At 42.3% G+C, this 14,098-nt stretch carries 14 protein-coding genes and 1 riboswitch; of the genes, 3 read left to right on the top strand and 11 right to left on the bottom strand.

The genetic code is table 11. From position 1 onward, the window contains the following. Positions 1 to 5 precede the first annotated feature (5 nt). The 8 genes from cbiE to EHO59_RS18400 are packed head-to-tail and all read right to left on the bottom strand — an operon-like array spanning position 6 to position 6,216. Positions 6 to 1,232: a precorrin-6y C5,15-methyltransferase (decarboxylating) subunit CbiE gene (cbiE, locus tag EHO59_RS16595; RefSeq protein WP_135589568.1), complete on the bottom strand. Its 1,227-nt coding sequence runs from the start codon at positions 1,230 to 1,232 to the stop codon at positions 6 to 8. Continuing rightward, positions 1,229 to 1,897 carry a precorrin-8X methylmutase gene (locus tag EHO59_RS16590; protein WP_135589567.1) on the bottom strand — a complete coding sequence of 223 codons (669 nt, stop codon included), beginning with the start codon at positions 1,895 to 1,897 and terminating at the stop codon, positions 1,229 to 1,231. Before EHO59_RS16590 ends, cbiE begins: the two co-directional genes overlap by 4 nt. Then, complete coding sequence (locus EHO59_RS16585; RefSeq protein WP_135589566.1) at positions 1,894 to 3,003, bottom strand: cobalt-precorrin-5B (C(1))-methyltransferase; 1,110 nt, start codon at positions 3,001 to 3,003, stop codon at positions 1,894 to 1,896. Before EHO59_RS16585 ends, EHO59_RS16590 begins: the two co-directional genes overlap by 4 nt. A gap of 8 nt (positions 3,004 to 3,011) precedes the next feature. Then, positions 3,012 to 3,761, bottom strand: coding sequence for an FAD-dependent oxidoreductase (locus EHO59_RS16580; RefSeq protein ID WP_135589565.1), 750 nt, complete (start codon positions 3,759 to 3,761; stop codon positions 3,012 to 3,014). 9 nt (positions 3,762 to 3,770) lie between these two features. Continuing rightward, on the bottom strand, positions 3,771 to 4,145 hold the full coding sequence (locus EHO59_RS16575; protein WP_135589564.1) for a DUF3209 family protein: 375 nt from the start codon (positions 4,143 to 4,145) through the stop codon (positions 3,771 to 3,773). A 9-nt stretch (positions 4,146 to 4,154) separates the two neighbouring features. Next, positions 4,155 to 5,348 carry a CbiX/SirB N-terminal domain-containing protein gene (locus tag EHO59_RS16570; RefSeq protein WP_135589563.1) on the bottom strand — a complete coding sequence of 398 codons (1,194 nt, stop codon included), beginning with the start codon at positions 5,346 to 5,348 and terminating at the stop codon, positions 4,155 to 4,157. Continuing rightward, positions 5,345 to 6,157, bottom strand: coding sequence for a CbtA family protein (locus EHO59_RS16565; RefSeq protein ID WP_167882128.1), 813 nt, complete (start codon positions 6,155 to 6,157; stop codon positions 5,345 to 5,347). The genes EHO59_RS16570 and EHO59_RS16565 overlap by 4 nt, the downstream gene beginning before the upstream one ends. Continuing rightward, positions 6,154 to 6,216: a CbtB domain-containing protein gene (locus tag EHO59_RS18400; RefSeq protein WP_425460250.1), complete on the bottom strand. Its 63-nt coding sequence runs from the start codon at positions 6,214 to 6,216 to the stop codon at positions 6,154 to 6,156. The genes EHO59_RS16565 and EHO59_RS18400 overlap by 4 nt, the downstream gene beginning before the upstream one ends. 266 nt (positions 6,217 to 6,482) lie before the next feature. After that, positions 6,483 to 6,665, bottom strand: a riboswitch (cobalamin riboswitch). A gap of 255 nt (positions 6,666 to 6,920) precedes the next feature. Here EHO59_RS18400 and EHO59_RS16555 point away from each other — a divergent pair. After that, positions 6,921 to 7,766, top strand: a complete 846-nt coding sequence (locus EHO59_RS16555; protein WP_135589560.1) for a hypothetical protein — start codon at positions 6,921 to 6,923, stop codon at positions 7,764 to 7,766. 52 nt (positions 7,767 to 7,818) lie between these two features. Here EHO59_RS16555 and EHO59_RS16550 read toward each other — a convergent pair whose 3' ends face one another. Together EHO59_RS16550 and EHO59_RS16545 are read right to left on the bottom strand one after the other, a co-directional pair. Continuing rightward, positions 7,819 to 8,811: a catalase family protein gene (locus tag EHO59_RS16550; protein ID WP_135589559.1), complete on the bottom strand. Its 993-nt coding sequence runs from the start codon at positions 8,809 to 8,811 to the stop codon at positions 7,819 to 7,821. After that, positions 8,808 to 9,668 carry an SDR family oxidoreductase gene (locus EHO59_RS16545; RefSeq protein WP_135589558.1) on the bottom strand — a complete coding sequence of 287 codons (861 nt, stop codon included), beginning with the start codon at positions 9,666 to 9,668 and terminating at the stop codon, positions 8,808 to 8,810. Before EHO59_RS16545 ends, EHO59_RS16550 begins: the two co-directional genes overlap by 4 nt. A 211-nt stretch (positions 9,669 to 9,879) precedes the next feature. On the opposite strand from EHO59_RS16545, the gene EHO59_RS16540 reads away from it, so the two are divergent. After that, positions 9,880 to 11,883, top strand: a complete 2,004-nt coding sequence (locus EHO59_RS16540; protein ID WP_135589557.1) for a methyl-accepting chemotaxis protein — start codon at positions 9,880 to 9,882, stop codon at positions 11,881 to 11,883. Positions 11,884 to 12,005: 122 nt separating this feature from the next. Continuing rightward, complete coding sequence (locus EHO59_RS16535; RefSeq protein WP_135589556.1) at positions 12,006 to 12,605, top strand: Crp/Fnr family transcriptional regulator; 600 nt, start codon at positions 12,006 to 12,008, stop codon at positions 12,603 to 12,605. On the opposite strand, the gene EHO59_RS16530 is transcribed toward EHO59_RS16535, so the two are convergent. Beyond that, positions 12,602 to 14,098, bottom strand: coding sequence for a sensor histidine kinase (locus tag EHO59_RS16530; protein ID WP_135589555.1), 1,497 nt, complete (start codon positions 14,096 to 14,098; stop codon positions 12,602 to 12,604). The genes EHO59_RS16535 and EHO59_RS16530 overlap by 4 nt on opposite strands.

Genomic DNA, 14,098 nt, shown 5'->3' with positions numbered 1-14,098 from the left:
GAATATTATAATTTCCTTACCTTGAATATATGGATAGGGTTTAGGGCTTCGTAACGAAGATAGTCTGCAAGCTTTTGTCCTCTGGATATCTGGATCAGGCTAACTTCAGGAAGATAGCCGAGTTCTCTGAAAGTGTTATAGGCTTCCGAGACATTGTCCAAAGTGATTGCATTCACAACTAAGGAGCCTTCGGGCTTTAATTTATCTAAAGAGAAGTGAATGATCTCTTTTAAACTTCCTTTCGAGCCTCCTACAAATACCGAGTCAGGAGACTCTAAACCTTCTAAGGCTGCAGGTGCTCTTCCATGAACGACTTGGACATTGTCCGTTTTGTGAGCTAAGATGTTTTGTTCGCAGATGTCGATTCCTTCCGGATCAATTTCGATCGCATACACTCTGCCGTCTTTTGCGATACGCGCTGCTTCTATAGAAACTGCTCCCGATCCTGCTCCTATGTCCCAGATTACCGAATCAGAACGGATCTCTAATGCGGAAAGAGAGAGCACTCTTACTTCTTTCTTGGTGATAAGTCCCTTCTTCGGGAGTCTTTTCGCGTATTCATCTTCTCCTTGGAAAGTTAAAATAGGATCTGGTTTCCAATGAGAGTTTTTGCGAAGAAGGATAACTACATTCAAGTCCGAGATTCCTTCCGTGCTTGCGAGTTCTTCTACTGTGAACTCTCGAATCCTTTCTTCTTTTCCACAAAGATTTTCGCATACGATTATTCTCCAGTCCGATTCGCCAAAGCTCAGTAGATACTTTGCGATCTCTGCAGGAGAATTGGAATCGTCAGTTAAGCAAGCAAGCTTAGTTACGCTTTGTAATTTCGTGATCAATCCTCGGATCGGTCTCCCATGCAAGGAAAGGATCTCTGCATCATCCCATTTTACTCCGATTCTAGAGAAAGCGTTTTGGACGGAACTAGGGGCGGGAATAAACTCCACATGCTCCTGGCCTACTTTACGAATAATTAAATTTCCTATTCCGAAGAATAGAGGATCCCCCGATGCGAGTACACATACCGTATGCTCCGCGGATAATTCTGCGATCTTTTCGACGCTCTTGATTATATCGCCTTTGATTAGTATTCGTTCTCCGTCGAATTGTGGAAAAAAGTCCAGATGTCTTTCTCCTCCAGCAAGTACTCTCGCTCTCGCCACCGCACCCATTGCCTTGCTAGAAAGACCGACACAGCCATCATCTCCGATCCCGACAACAATGACTGCCTTCATACGTTTCTCTCCGTAGAAAGAAGAAGAAGCGCATGTATAATGGAAACTGCGATTGTACTTCCTCCCTTCCTTCCTTTGGTAAGGATATAGGGAATTGTATGCAGATTTTGAAATTTAGGATCTAATAATGCTTCTTTGGATTCCGCAGCGGAAACGAAACCAACTGGAACTCCAATAACCAAAGAAGGTCTTGCTCCTTCTTCTTGCACTAATCGAACGATCTCCAATAAAGCAGTCGGAGCATTTCCGATCGCAATCACACTGCCTTCCAATAGGCCGGAGGCATGAGCCTTTCTCATAGACTCGATTGCTCTTGTTGAATTGGATTCTTTCGCCTTATGGATCACATCCGGATCACTGATAAAACTATAGGTCTTGCAACCGTATGTATTTAATCTTTCGGTATTCAATCCTGCTATGATCATCTGCACATCGCAAATGATCGGACATCCTTTCTGCAAGGCTTGGATCCCATTTTGTATCGCATCCGAATGTATCTTTGTTAGATCCTTATATTCGAAATCAGCAGTCGCATGAATAATTCTTCGAACTACTTCCCATTCTTTGGGAGGATGAGAATGTTCACCGGCTTCCTCATCAATAATTGAGAAAGAATTATTTTCAATTTCCCGTCCTAGGGAAGTCATTTGACGCATATCACTCATTCTGAAATTTCCTCTTTGATTCCCCAACCTTCAGGGGCCTCGAATTTTCCTAAGAGCGTTCCATCGAAGTCTACCATGTAGGTGGAAACCCTTAAGCCCAAACCATGTTTGGAACAATTGTGAGATACTATCTCGCAGATCTTAGTTGTGATATGAAAGAACCCAGCTTCTTTACAAAGATCTAATACATGTCTAGCAGTGTTTGCCTTTTCGATCTCTTCGCAGAGTGGCTCCGGCATTTCGATCGATCTCGCGATTCGAGCAAGCATCTTGGTATTTACCGAAGATCCTCCTCTATGAGTCATCATGACTCCGTCCGCCATTTTAGATAGCTTACCGATCATACCTACGATGATCACATGATCCATCTTCTCTTTGATTGCGGTCTTGATCCCAGTTCCTATGAAATCTCCGACTTGGATGAATGCGACCTCGTTCATGTTTGGTAGAAGGTCCATCGCGAATTTCTCCGACTTTCCTCCGGTCGTAAGTATGATGCTAGTCTCACCATATTCTCTCGCGACTTGAATTGCCTGTATTACACTTGCTTTATATGCAGCAGTAGAGTAAGGCTTAACGATTCCAGTAGTGCCTAGAATGGAGATACCTCCGATCAGACCCAATCTTTCATTCATTGTTTTCTTGGCCATTTCCTGGCCACCGGGAACACTGATCACAACCTCGGCTCCGGAGAAGGCGGACCCTATCAGCTCTTCTAAGATCATCTCTGTGATATTTTTTCTCGGGACAGGATTGATTGCAGGTTCTCCTATCTCTAATCCCAGGCCGGCCTTTGTAACTACAGCAACACCTTCTCCGCCTTTTAAGATGATCTGGTTATCTGTGTTTAAGCGAACCTCAGCTGTAAGTTCTGCTCCGTGAGTGCAGTCCGGGTCATCTCCAGCATCTTTAATAATACTGCAGATGGCCTTATCTTCCGTTAACTCGCAGCGCTTCAGTTCGAATATAACCTTTTTCTTATTTGGAAGAGTGGTCTCAATTTCTCTGATAGGTTGGCGGAGAAGAATCACGCGCGCCGCAGCCTTTGCCGCTGCTGCGGAACAGGCTCCTGTGGTAAATCCTTCTCTTAGTTCCTTGCCTGCCATGGAAAAACCTAAACTTTCATAGTTCCCGGAGAAGAAACTCTGCCAGTATTAAAGAAAGCTTCTGTTCCAATTCTAGTTTCCGGAGTACTGGAACGGATCAATTCAGCCTGGATCGCTCTAATGATCTCTCCATCTCCACTTAGGAAAGCGTTGGAAATTGTTTTATGATTATTTAATATTTTATTCAGGACCGACAATGAGATATCCACTCTCTCTGAGGACCCGATTGAGGGAATGGTTACTCCTTCAATAAGAAAGGATTGATCTAAGAAAGAATGTATTTTAAGTTCCGGGATAAAATCTTCCGATTCAGTTTTGAGCCAGAATGCGATCGTATCTTTTCTGGCGGCAAATTTCTTGGATTGCAATAGTCCGAGTAAGGCGGTGATGCCAGTGTCCGTCGCAAACAGAAGGGTAGTTCCTTCGCTTGGCCATTCTGGATTTCCGGCGAACCTTCCCCAGGGACCTGAGTAGTCAATTTCAGAACCTTCTTCCAGATCTTTTAAAATTTGAGATGCTTTTCCATTTGCTAAACGCTTTACACAAATTTGAAATGAATCCGTATGCATGTCGGAGGACAGGATGGAATAAGCTCTTTTGATCGGCTTATTTTCGACCATGTCCATTCCTACATTCAAGATCACATACTGACCACCCACAAACTCGAATGGGCTTTGATCCGATTTTGCCAAAGTGAATAGATCGGAAGAAGGACCGAAATTCTCTTTCTTAAGAAGGCAAAGTTTCTTTGGATCCATTACATTTTCCTAAGAAGGGTAGATTTCATGCACGAGATCGTGCATTTCTTCCAGATCCAAATACAAAGTCTTAAAAGAATTGGCCGAATTCTTCAGATCCAATTCTACCTTTTTAGTAAGGATCAAAAGAGAAGTATAATATCCCGATTGAGGATCACTCGGCTTTAGAGAAGCGATCTTTTGTTCTAGGTCCGTTAGGCTCGCTTCAAAGAAACGGATCAGATCTTCGAAATTATTCGCGGTAGTAAGAGAACGAATCGGTCCAGGATTAGAAAGTGCTTCTTGGCCTATTTCATTTTTTTCATGTTCGATTACGGATTCATCCTTGATGCCCAATACGTTCATCATTCCGATCCTGAGGGCTGCTATTTCATGACATGCCATACTATATTCCTATTGCATAATATTGTCGACCAGTCTGGAGACTAATCGATCTTGTAGTAAATGTTCACTGACTAGATCCTCTGCATCATCGGGGCTTACTCGTTGGTACCAAACTCCGTCGGGATACACTACGACTGCGGGACCTTCCCCGCATCTACCCATACAAGAAGATCTTGATATTCTAAAATCCAAATGCCTTCCTTTTGATTTCAGGATGGATCTCATTCTGGCAACTAAAGCTGAGCTTCCTTTGCTTGCGCAGTCTATATTCTCGCAGACAAAGATATGCTTTTTTAAATTTCGATGAGGGAATTCATGAGGTGCTGCTTGGTTATGAGTTTCTAAATGGCGAATACTCCAGAGGAGAGCCTTAAGTCCTCCGACCTTATTCGATAGTCCTGGAAGTTGGGATCTATATTCGCAGGTATCGCAAGGAAGATAAGATCTTCCGGATAACGTGTCTTGGATCCTTTCATCCATGACCGAAAAGAGGTCGGGATCAGGACCTAGATACTCGGAAAGCTTTGTATTGATCCAAGGAAATTTTTCGGAGAAGTTTTGGACCAAGGATTCAATTTTTTGAATCAGCTTTCCTCCGAATAAGAAATAGGGAAGCACCAGTAGTCTTTCGGGCCTTAATTTTGCAGCCATCTCTAATGTTTCAGGAAGCAAAGGGCTTGCAATTCCTATGAAAGAAGGAAGGACAAAAGAGAACGAATTGCCTTCTTGAAAAAGACGGACTGTCTTATAGAAATCGCTGTTCGCATCCGGATCAGAGGAGCCTCGATTGACTACAATGATTCCCGTTTTTCTAGCTTGCTCAGGCGAGCTTGAAAATACTTGCTCACTTCTCTTTCGCATTAATTGAATTAGCGTGGAATGAATTCCTAAACTATTTGCTATCTTGTAAGAGTGTTTTGGAAACTCCGGTTTTAGCTTGTCTAAAACGATGGGAATATCGTTCTTGATATGGCCGGAAGTGAACAGAAATAAAGGAAATATTATGATTTCAGAATGTTCTTCTGAAAGTTCTCTTAGTGAAGTCTCTAAATCTGGCTTTGCCAGCTCCACATAAGCATGTCGGATCGTCCAATTCGGTTTTGTTTTTGCATAGGATTCTACGAGAGAGACGAATTCCAAATTGGAATTCTCTTCTCTGCTGCCGTGTCCTAATATTAAAACCGCAATGGAAGAAGAATTCATGCGTGTTCCAAAGAGCTTCTAAGAATGGACCTTCTTCTCTGTAAGAAGAAGCTAAGGGAAAGGCAAAGCCAAAAGAGAAGATTTACAATCCAAGTAATCTTTACGAAACGTGAACGGAGATCTAAGGGAGCAAGGGACTCCTCTGAAATTATGGGAGCTCCGTATATGAAGGGAAGAACAGTTCCCACTAATAGAACGAAAGAGGCAATTCCCCATTTCCAGGGCTTTCCTAATTGGGAATAGGTAAGAGTTGCGGAAAAGATCGCAAATCCGAGAAAGCAGGAAATTACGCAGAGATACCACCAGGATTGTCTAGCTGCATAGTCAGCCTCTCCGGCCAATCTTCCGGGAAGTTCTGGAGGAAGTCCAAGCGCCGGGATTCCGAAGAATATTAGGAATCCTGCAACTGAAAATAGTATGGAATAAAGAAGAGTTCTTAGAATACTCGAATTTTTTTCGAAAGAATGAAAGGGTAAAAAGTGAAGCCACAGAGAAAAAAGGATCCCATATCCGATTCCTAAAATGAGAGAACCTAAGAAAGTCCATAGATTCCTTTTAGAAACGACTCCAGTGTCTTCCTGTAATTTAGATTTATCTAAAGTGTCAGGAGGGTGTGAGTGCGAATGAGTATTTTGCCCATGAGAATGGGTGTGCACCTGAGACTTCTCTGAAGCAGGCGATACTTCGAATTTCTCCGCTTCCTGTATCAAAGGAACATTTAAGAAGTAGATGAGAAGCCCAAGAAAAAGACCGGAGATTAGCCCGGATAGAATTCCAGTCCAAGCCATCTCCGCTAGATTCGATCTCAATGGCATGGAAATCCGGTAGAGTGTCTTATATCGTGAAACGCATCATGTAGATACAACATGGGCTCCAATCCGACGACGTAAACGATAGACAAGGCAGAAAATGCCAGAACTAAAGTAAGAGAAATTCGAATCCATGACCGATCGGAAACGGAAGAGACCTCTGGAATAGAAATCGAACGCATATACACCCCTCCTAAGAGATGATCACCTAACACAAATCAGACGAAGCGCGGATATAGAGCGGTATCTCGTTGATTCGCTATTTTTAAAAAAATTTAGTTAGTTTAGCTACGGAACTGTCTTACATCCGAGACTTGGTTCCGTATCTTCAGGATTTTTGCGGGTCGTGTTCTGACTCGAGATCAACCTAATCAGCACGTCTTCCCAGGTATAACCCAGTGACATCTTGTGCCTTTCGTCCCTCATACAGCGGCGGGTACCGTGACGGATTTGCACCGTCTTCCCATAGATGCATGAACATCTATGATCCTACAAAAATAGACTGAGATTCCAGGTTCTAATTTTGCTTCTATTATTGTATAGTATTTTTTCTGGTCTGAATTTGTAAAAATTATGACCCGAACAAACCGGATGCTTAATGACTGAGAAGGGAAGCGATCCTTATGTTTTTGGACAAATATCAAGGATTTTACTCCGATTTTTCCTCTGTTCCTGCTTTATTCTAATTTCATTATACGTTATTCTATATTGCAGTTCGTGCCATTAGGCAACGATACGGTGCGACTTAAAAAGGATGTGAAAGATGAACGGAGCAAACAGAATAACGTTTCTTGCGATGATCGGAGTGGGGCTCTACTTGTCAGCGAATTGCCAAGTGATGGACCAATCCAATCCGCGAGAGTTTTCAGATGATGATAGAAGGTTTCATTCAGTAACAGGGAATGCTATCAAAGCATATTTCAAGAATGATAAACAGATTAAGAAGCCTTGGAAATTGAGAACAGTTGGTCTCGGGTTGATCCCTAGTTTTGATCAAGATGTCTCAGAAGAAGCTTTTGAAAATAGATTGAAGGTAATTTACGTAGATAAACCTGAATTAAAGAATTTAGGCAATATCTTGAAGGCGAACAAAGGGGATGTGCAGGCATCTCCTCCTATTCAACTTCCAGAGTTTTCTGCCTTTGTCGGATTGGATTCCTTCAATCAAGAGAAACTTATAGCAGCAGCGACTAACTCTTCTAAGCAAAACAAATTATCTCTCACTTTTTCCGGCAAAGATTCTGAAGAAGGTGAGATGGTCGTTTATTTATTTTTTCAGAATATTCCTCCTACATATAGCAAGGCGGGGATCGTTCCGGATTCTACGAAAGGGCATAGGTTTTTAGATTCTTCGGTCCGTATCAGTTTATTTTTGAATGAGAAGGGTTCGAAGCTGGAATCTTTTCGCTGTCAGAAAAGGATCTTAACGGAGTATCCAAGTGATTGGCTATTGGCGGATTGGTTCTTGAGTAAGGGCTACTCGGTCGATTCTATTTTGAACGGTAGAGGACTTCCGATCCGTAGAAATGATGTTAAGATCGGCCAAGAAACCTTTTCCTTGGAAAGCATTCTATCCGAATGTTTCCAAGGATTGGCAAAGGATATCTGATTGTAGATTTAGATGTGGGAAGGTATATAATAAGAATAGTATATACTTTCCCTTAAACGGCTCCTCGGCCTTTCTGGCTTGCGAAGTAAACATGCTTTCTCGCTCTCATCACGTCTCCTAACGGACGGTGATCCATCAGGGCTTCCCAAGGGTCGAAGATTGTATCTTCGATTTGTTTCTGCAAGGCTTGTCCTTCTGCAGAATCCAGATCCTGTTTCGGTATGGTTAGTCTAGCGATAGTAATATAAGGAGCCTCGGATTCGGGCCAATTCACGGATGCATTTTCGATCGGGGTGGTTTTTTCGTCCGTAAAGAACTGCGCCTGTAATTCATATATTAGGGATTCTTGATGGATTCTGGACTTCATGTCGTCTCCCCAGTTTTTGGACGCGCTTTTTTCTACCTTTTGTTCTTTAGGAGGAAGGAGTCGGATCCTGCCCGCATAGGCCCCGAATGCGATTGGAGCGGCGCTATAGAACCTTTCAGTGGCAAATCCGCTAAACGGTTTATTAAAACTTTCTCCCGCTTTTTTGATCCTTGCGATCGCTCCAAAGAATCCGTATGTCTTGAAAAGATATTTGAGTAGAGCTCCTCCTCCGTTTGCGGCCGCCACCACAATCCCTACGAATTCATCGCTTTTAGGGGAAGAGAATGCCTCCAGGTTAATCAATAGAAAGTCCTGAAAGGAAGTTTTTCCTGAGTTTAATGCGTTAGGACCGGAAACTCCGTGCACCTTAAGTGCAAATCCACGAATGTCTCCGGTAGTATCCGATTGGATCTTCATACTTCCACTGGAAAGACGTATCCAAGTCTCGTAAGTTCCCGATTTTGAAAATAGCCCTTGCTTTGCATATTCAGGCAGATCCGATAATACTTCTAATTGCGCCTTGATTCCGAGCAATTGTTTTCTGTGTAGGGTTCTACCGGTTCCGAATTTAGAGGAGTTTACTCTTTGGATCGCTTGGAATTTTTTTACATATTCCGCATAACGTTCCTCCTCGTTAGCTTCTATGTCTTCTTTCCAGTTTTTGCTGATCTCTTTCATTTGGAAATACTCCCATTCTTCTTATTCAATCTGCTTTGCGCGGCTCTTAATTCCGAGTCCGCAATCTTTAGGGTAAGTTCCGGAAAATGTCTGAATAACGCGTACTGCAACCAGGAATCCCAACCGGTATAACCGAAGAATTTATTATTCGGGATCCACTTTAGTAGGGCCTTGGCAACGCTTCCGACAGAATGTACCTTATTTAGAGAAGAACCCATTTCGATCTCTTTGCTGATAGGCGGCTTATCTTCATTCTCTTTCTCTAATCCAGGTGTATCCGTAGTAGGAGGCAGGAACAATTTTACTTTTACATTATGAAGCATCATCTCTTGTCTAAATGCTTGTGCGAACCCGGAGATAGCGAATTTACTCGCAGAATAAGCACCGTATCCGTAAATAGAAAACACGGCTAATGTGGAAGCTAAGAAGATGATATCTCCTTTGCCTTGAGTCGCAAAATGTTTTTGAAATGCGAGAGCAACGTTTAGATGACCGAAGAAATTCACATCCATTAGTTTTCTGAATGCCTCATCCTGCAGATCGGAAGCCTCGCCTGCCTGCGCATAACCGCTATTGCAGATCAGAATATCCAAACCACCAAGGCTTTTTAAAACCTTCTTTGCGGTAGCAAGAACCTGTTTCTTATCGGAGACATCCAAAACTGCATAATCGAAGATCGCACCGGGTGCACCTACGGCTTTTAATTCTTTTACGGCAGCTTCTAATTTGGATTTGCCTCTCGCGCATATCATTACGCTTGCTCCGGCCTTTGCCAATTCGATCGCTATCCCTTTTCCGATCCCTGCGGATCCTCCGGTTATAAATACTTTTTTACCTTGGTAGTATTTGAACGACATATAGGATTAATTCTCTCACTGATCTTTCGAACAGGGCAGAATTCTCATTTTTCAAAATCTCATCAATCGAATTCGGATTTGCGTCGGAGGAAATTTCAAAATTAACAATTGTTAATGGTAAATCAATTTCTTCCCTCAGTCCTAACATTATAGGGAAACGGAACCTTTTCAAGAACGCATTATAGCAATCGTTTCGATTCCGGGGAAGAATATGCAAAGAACGAGTCTGAAATTCATATTGATCGGTTGGAGTTTGGGAATACTCCTCGTGCTTTCTGTCCTTATTTCCGGGACTGCCTATTATTTGGGAAGTAGGCAGATCAAAGAACATTATCAGGATCAGATGAGGACCGTTGTCCGAATCGTATCCGCGGATATAGACAATTTTCTCGCTGGCCATGCAAGGATGGCGGAAACAATTGCTTCGGACTCTAGAACGATCGAATCCATTCGAAGCGGTAAACCAATCGCAAGTAAATTCTATAAGGACATATTCGATCGATATAAAGTCTACGAGAATATATTCGTTTATCCTAATGAATCTTCTCCTCTGGTAGTTTCTGATTCTTTGGAAGGAAAGACCTTGGGATACGGAAGAAAGCAGGAAGAGAAAGAGGATCTGCTTCGATTCTTGGAGGCTTCCAAACAAACGGATGTGGCGATCAGTAAGGCCAAGATCTCTCCTATCACCGGAAATACTGTCGTAGTATTGTCTACAGCGGTTCGGGAAGGAGGAAAATTGATCGGAGTCTTATGCGTTGCTCTTTCTTTACAGGAGATTTCTAAGCAATTGATCACGAATGCTCAATTAGGGAAAGAAGGCTATGTCTCTGTGGTTGAACAGGATGGAAACATCATCGCTCATAAGAAGAAGGAACTCATATTGAAGATAAATATTGCACAGCAGAGTTTCGGACCTGCTCTTCTATCAATGAATGAAGGAGAGATTATGAAATTCCATTTTCAAGGAGAAGATAGATTTGCCACTTTGAAGAGACTCGATAAATGGAAATTGAGTGTGGCGGCTATCCAGCCTTTTGGAGAGATTTCTGAATCTCTGAATGGATTGATCTTCGGCATTTTGCTCGTTACTTTTTTGATCGCGACAGCTTCCGGAATTTTGTTATACAAGTTATTGAACAAAAGATTGGGTCCTCTGGAGTCGGTGAGCCGGATCTTCAAAGAGATGTCTCAGGGCGATCTTACGAAAAACATAAAATCGGAATATAGGGATGAGATCGGAACCATGAGCTCGGATATCAATTATTTTATCAAGAGCCTGGGCAATTCACTTGTGAATGTGCAAAGTATCTCCACCGATCTTGCTGCTTCTGCAAATCAGTTGAGTTCTTCTTCTCAATCGTTTGCGACGATTGCACAATCTACTGCTGCTTCTTCCGAACAAATGTCTGCAACTACAGAAGAGATGAGCGCAGGGATAGAGAACATCTCTGAGAAGATCAAGGACCAATTCCGGAATATAAAAGAATTCCATTTTAAGATCAAGGATCTGTCTAAAGGGATCCGTGAGATCGGTTCCGAGATCCAAACAGCAGTTAAAAAAACGAGCTCCATTTCTGATGAGGCAAAGAAGGGAGAAGAATCTTTAAGCTCTATGAGTGATCTACTCGGAAATATCCAAAAGTCATCCGATCAGATGTCGGATATCATTAAGATCATCAATGAGATCTCGGACCAGACACAGCTTCTTTCTTTAAACGCATCTATAGAGGCTGCAAGAGCAGGAGGCGCGGGAAAAGGATTTGCGGTAGTCGCAGATGAGATTTCAAAGTTGTCGGAGAAGACTGCTTCCTCCATCAAATCCATTTCTACAATGATCGGGCAGAATAAATCGGAACTGGATAAGGGAGTGAATGGAGTTCAAATTTCAGTGGAGAGGATTAGGAATATTATCCTCAATGTGGACGAAGTAGCTAAGACCATGCAAGGGCTTTTCGCAATCACTTCGCATAACGAAGGACTAAATTCGGAAGTAGATCACCAATCAGACAAGATTGGAGCCGAAGCCGAAGCGGTAAAATTAGCCATTGAAGAACAGAAGAGAGCGGTTCACGAGATAACGAACGTGATTTTTAAATTGAATGAGGAAGCCTTAAGCACTGCGTCTAGTTCGGAAGAAGTTTCTGCAACCTCGGTCAATTTGTCCGCAAACGCTGAGCTTCTCAAAAATATCACTACTCAATTTAAACTCTAACTGATTTGCCCGGAAGAAAAAGGTTCCGGGCATTTCTTTTTCTTAAAAACAATAGCAAATCAAATCGGGCAAGAAAACATATCTTGCCTTTTTCGTCCTATGTTTAGGATAAGCCCGGTTTTATGCACGACCTTCCTTTGATCGAACAAATCAAGAAGAGAGTCCCTAATTTGGAAAAAAATTGGGATCGATATAAGCATATGTTGAAGGAAAGAAAGATCCCCGCAAAGACTGTTCTATTTAAGGAAGGGGATCTTGCGAAGACCATCTATATAGTCAAGAATGGATGTCTTCGCATAAAGTTTGATGATAATGGAAGAGATATAACGATCGCATTCCTTTTTAGGAATCGTGCTGTGGCCTCTATTCATAGTTACAGAGGAACTCATAAAGAAAGTCGTTTTGGGCTGGAGAGTATAGAACCTTCCGAGATATATTATATTACCGAAGAGGATGCTGCGACTATCTATAAGGAGAATGAAGGGGTAAGGGAGATGGTCTTGGAATTCACTCTGGAAAGATTCGAGACCTATCTAGGTCTATTTCTTTCTAGGATCAGGGATAGTCCAGAAGAGAGATATTTGAACCTGATCAAACAGCAGCCGGACATTGTGACAAGGATCCCTCAGCATTATATTGCATCTTATCTGGGGATCACTCCTGTATCCTTAAGTAGGATTCGAAATAGAGTTTGGAAAGAAGAGAATCGAAAGAAGTCCTAGTCGGCTAAAAATCGGACAGTAAATCTGGTCCCGACTCCTTCTTTGCTTTCCACTTCTATCTTGCCACCCAAGCTTTCGATTTGGTTTCTCGTAATGAATAACCCGACTCCATGAGCATCTTTGTTCCCATGAAAGGTCTTGTACATTCCGAATAGCTTGCTACCATGCTTCTTGAGATCGATTCCCTTGCCGTTGTCCTTAACCCTTAGGATGATCTCCGATCCAACCTCGTATGCTCTAATTTTAATATTCGGTTTTCTGATATCGTCCCTGTACTTAATGGCATTGGATATCAAGTTCAGAAGGATACTGTCCATATACGCAGGAACATGAGAAATTTCTAATCCTTGAGGAATGCTTACGGATATTTCCGCTTCGGAGGATTCGATTTCTCTTCTCAGGATCTGTATTGTCTTTGCAACTGCTGAGTTCAGATCTATTCTCACTTTTTGAATATTCGGATTTGTGCGAATAGAAACTACTGTATTCAAATGATCAATTGTTTCACTTAAACCCTGGGAGGACTTTTTAAGATATTGGATCAGTTCTTCCTTCTCTTCTTGGCTTTCTGCCTCTTCCAGAAAACCAAGTACGGATTCTATATTTCCCGAATGCGTCCTAAGATTGTGGGAAACAATATGGGTAAAATTAGAGAGTCGATCGTTCTGTTCTGAGATTACATCTAAGGATCTTCTCAGTTCTTCGTCCTTTTCTTTCTTCCAAGTGATGTCTTTGACTAAAAGATACACTGCGCCTTCTTCGAATTCGGAGACATCGCTAAGAGTCGCTTCAATCGGGAATTTGGAACCATCGGACCGGATCCCGACTGGCTTTACTACATTCTCGATCAAGTTTGCCTTCTGCTCCGGACTTAAATTGCAATTTCTCTGCTGGAAGAATACAAGCTTATGAAATTCAGGAATGAGAGAGGATAATTTCATTCCGATCAATTCTTCTTTTGTATAATGGAACTGTCTTGCGGTCTCGTTATTTACCAACAGGATTTCGCCTAACCAATTCGCCACTAAAACAGCGTGAGGAGTTCCTTCTAGAAGACTTTTAAACTTGGATTCGGATCTTTTTAGGTCTAACTCCAGTTTCTTTACAGGGCTTACGTCCGCAGAATGCACAAAGAAACCATTCACCTCTCCTTGCACAAAGTCGGGAATATAGGTAACTAATGTATGAACTATCTCTCCTGAAGGGAGAGGGATCTCTCTTTCAAAAACCTGTCTTTCGCCTGCTAATACGCCTTCTATATAAGGTAAATTTAATGGATATATCGGACCTAATAGCTCCTTCATGCTGATTCCGATCATGTCCTGGCCTGATTTTCCGAACCAATAATAATAGGCCTCATTAGCAAACTTGCATATTTGGTTTTTATCCCAATAGGCGAGCATTGCTGGGGTTTTATTTGCTACTTCTAAACTTAGGCTTGCAAGTTCTCTATTGTCGGAGTATTCCTGATCGTTCTCGGTTTCTGCTATCAT

Origin of the sequence: Leptospira semungkisensis (assembly GCF_004770055.1) — a bacterium.
Lineage (GTDB): Bacteria > Spirochaetota > Leptospiria > Leptospirales > Leptospiraceae > Leptospira_B > Leptospira_B semungkisensis.
The sequence above is the reverse complement of the archived record's forward strand: the minus strand, read 5'-3'. Positions and strand labels throughout refer to the sequence as shown.

Excerpts from the sequence above, each read along its gene's own strand:
- EHO59_RS16555 (WP_135589560.1), top strand. The coding sequence starts at position 6,921 with ATGAACGGAGCAAACAGAATAACGTTTCTTGCGATGATCGGAGTGGGG.
- EHO59_RS16550 (WP_135589559.1), bottom strand. The coding sequence starts at position 8,811 with ATGAAAGAGATCAGCAAAAACTGGAAAGAAGACATAGAAGCTAACGAG.
- EHO59_RS16535 (WP_135589556.1), top strand. The coding sequence starts at position 12,006 with ATGCACGACCTTCCTTTGATCGAACAAATCAAGAAGAGAGTCCCTAAT.
- EHO59_RS16585 (WP_135589566.1), bottom strand. The coding sequence starts at position 3,003 with ATGGCAGGCAAGGAACTAAGAGAAGGATTTACCACAGGAGCCTGTTCC.
- EHO59_RS16530 (WP_135589555.1), bottom strand. The coding sequence starts at position 14,098 with ATGATAGCAGAAACCGAGAACGATCAGGAATACTCCGACAATAGAGAA.
- EHO59_RS16570 (WP_135589563.1), bottom strand. The coding sequence starts at position 5,348 with ATGAATTCTTCTTCCATTGCGGTTTTAATATTAGGACACGGCAGCAGA.
- cbiE (WP_135589568.1), bottom strand. The coding sequence starts at position 1,232 with ATGAAGGCAGTCATTGTTGTCGGGATCGGAGATGATGGCTGTGTCGGT.
- EHO59_RS16545 (WP_135589558.1), bottom strand. The coding sequence starts at position 9,668 with ATGTCGTTCAAATACTACCAAGGTAAAAAAGTATTTATAACCGGAGGA.
- EHO59_RS16590 (WP_135589567.1), bottom strand. The coding sequence starts at position 1,897 with ATGAGTGATATGCGTCAAATGACTTCCCTAGGACGGGAAATTGAAAAT.
- EHO59_RS16540 (WP_135589557.1), top strand. The coding sequence starts at position 9,880 with ATGCAAAGAACGAGTCTGAAATTCATATTGATCGGTTGGAGTTTGGGA.
- EHO59_RS16580 (WP_135589565.1), bottom strand. The coding sequence starts at position 3,761 with ATGGATCCAAAGAAACTTTGCCTTCTTAAGAAAGAGAATTTCGGTCCT.
- EHO59_RS16575 (WP_135589564.1), bottom strand. The coding sequence starts at position 4,145 with ATGGCATGTCATGAAATAGCAGCCCTCAGGATCGGAATGATGAACGTA.